Genomic DNA, 2,341 nt, shown 5'->3' on the forward strand with positions numbered 1-2,341 from the left:
TTATCGGTAGTTAACCCTTCCTCCTACACTCTCCACAATCATGTCCGAGCGTTGCACTTATTATCTGAATTCGCGAGGTAAAGTTCATCAGTGAGTTCATGGGTTTCTTTCATTCAGGCCTTGCGGCGATGAAACCAGCATAAAATAAGCAATATAAAGAGCCCGTAAAAAGGAACAGCGCTGGTATAAAAATAGTGTAAATAACCATACATCTGATAGTGGTATCGGCGCTGGCATATTGGATAAAAGCCCGCTAAACTGCTGCTACCTATTAACTGGATAAAATAAAAGGAGGATAATTATGTCGTACTGTGAACGTTTTCTCGTTTCACGTACTTTTGGTGATCGCACCAGCTCAAGCGTTATCGGTATCGTGCTGCGATAACTTCGGCTTGAGCGAAGCTAACTGAATCCCTTCCCTCGGGCTTACCGGGTTATCGTCAGCGATGTTTGACGAGGCATTTTTATGCCTGTAACTCTTGAGTAAGCAATGAGCACATTACTGTCTGCGCAATCATTACGTGTTGAAACGGCATTCGGGCCGTTATTTTCTGATATCTCCTTTACCCTGAAACAAGGCGACCGTCTGGGCCTTATTGGCGACAATGGCTGCGGCAAAAGTACGCTGTTGAAAGTCCTTGATGGCACCGTTTTGCCCTCTTCGGGCAGCGTTTCCGTGGCGAATCACTGCCTGATGGCGCGGGTTGAGCAACATCTCCCCGACTCGCTACGGGATCTCTCCCTGCTTGATGCCGTACTTGCCCGGATCGCACCGGGTGAGCGTGACACGCAGCGCTGGCGCGCAGAAGCCCTGCTGGCCGGGATGGGACTCGGTGAACGTGAAATCACCTTACCAGCGGCAACCCTCAGCGGTGGGCAACATACCCGTCTGTTGCTGGCCCGTGCGCTGATATCCGATCCTGACTTGCTACTACTGGATGAACCCAGTAACCACCTTGATCTGCCTACCATGCTCTGGCTGGAGCAATTCCTGCAGCGCTGGTCCGGCAGCTTTGTGCTGGTGTCTCACGATCGGGCGCTCCTTGATGCGGTGACCAATGGTACCTGGATCCTCCGCGATAATCGGCTGCATTACTTCGCACTTCCCTGCTCTGCCGCGCGTCAGGCGCTGGAAGAGCGGGATGCCAGCGATGCATTGCGCCACAAAGCGGAGCAAAAGGAGATCGACCGGGTAACCAGCAGTGCCAAACGGCTGGCTACCTGGGGACGTGTCTACGACAACGAAGATCTGTCGCGCAAAGCCAAGCAAATGGAAAAGCAGGTGGAACGCCTGAAAGAAAGCCAGACGCAGCTGACGGCAGGAAGACCATGGTGTTTGGTGCTGCAGGGCGAACCGCTGATTGCTGACCGGCTGCTGGAGATGGAAAACCTGCCTGTCAGCGCCGCACCGGGATTACCCCCGCTGTTTTCCGTGCCGCTGGCGCGGGTGAAAACCGGCGATCGGGTCGCCATTATCGGGCAAAACGGCTGCGGGAAATCCTCCCTGCTGCGGCTTATCTGGCGTCAGTTAGCCAGTGATTCTGCTGCTCTGGGGATGTCTATCCATCCGCGTCTGCACGCCGGCTATTACGACCAGACGCTGGAGCAACTGCCGGACGACGCTACGCTTCTGGAAGCACTGGAGCCGTTTACACCGTCGGCGGAACTGCGCAAGATGACGCTTATCAGCGCCGGTTTTGCTTGGATTCGCCACGGGCAAAAAGTGGCAACGCTTAGCGGCGGCGAGCGCTCGCGACTGCTGTTTGTTGGCCTGTCGCTGGCGCGCTATAACCTGTTGATGCTCGATGAGCCGACCAACCATCTGGATATGAGCGGTAAAGAGGCGCTGATACAAACGCTGCAACAGTTCTCGGGCGGCGTGCTGCTCGTCAGTCATGACCGTGAGCTCATTGGCCAGAGCTGCAACCGCTTCTGGCTGGTTGAACAGGGCCAGTTTAGCGAGTGGCACGACGTTGAGGCAGTTTACGATCGCCTGCGTCAGGGACAACAGATGGATGAGACGCTGGCTACGACAAAAGTGACATCAACGGTGCGGGTTGATGAAACCGATGCGTTACTGGAGCAGTTGATTGCCCTGGAAAGTCGTCTTGAGCAGGATCTGGCACGTAAACCGGCGCATCAAAAACCGTTGCTACAGGCGCAGTGGCGAGAGGAAATAGAAAGAATCAACCAGTTATTGGTGTAAGTGACGTAATAAATATCCTCCGGCATAGCCGGAGGTTTTTCTGATGCGCCTATAAGGCTCGAGCCTGTACATAAAATTGTGTAATTGCCTGATTTTGATATGTTCAATCCAACATCAAAAGCAGGTTAATTTATG

General features: G+C 53.7%; 1 protein-coding gene. It reads left to right on the top strand.

Annotated features, from left to right (window positions below):
• Positions 1–490 precede the first annotated feature (490 nt).
• A complete protein-coding gene (locus ACSZPU_RS25085; protein WP_499004308.1) occupies positions 491–2,206 on the top strand; it encodes an ABC-F family ATP-binding cassette domain-containing protein in 1,716 nt (571 codons plus the stop codon).
• The last annotated feature ends 135 nt before the right edge of the window (positions 2,207–2,341 follow it).

This window comes from Phytobacter sp. V69 (assembly GCF_965644215.1).
GTDB lineage: Bacteria > Pseudomonadota > Gammaproteobacteria > Enterobacterales > Enterobacteriaceae > Phytobacter.

Excerpts from the sequence above, each read along its gene's own strand:
- ACSZPU_RS25085 (WP_499004308.1), top strand. The coding sequence starts at position 491 with ATGAGCACATTACTGTCTGCGCAATCATTACGTGTTGAAACGGCATTC.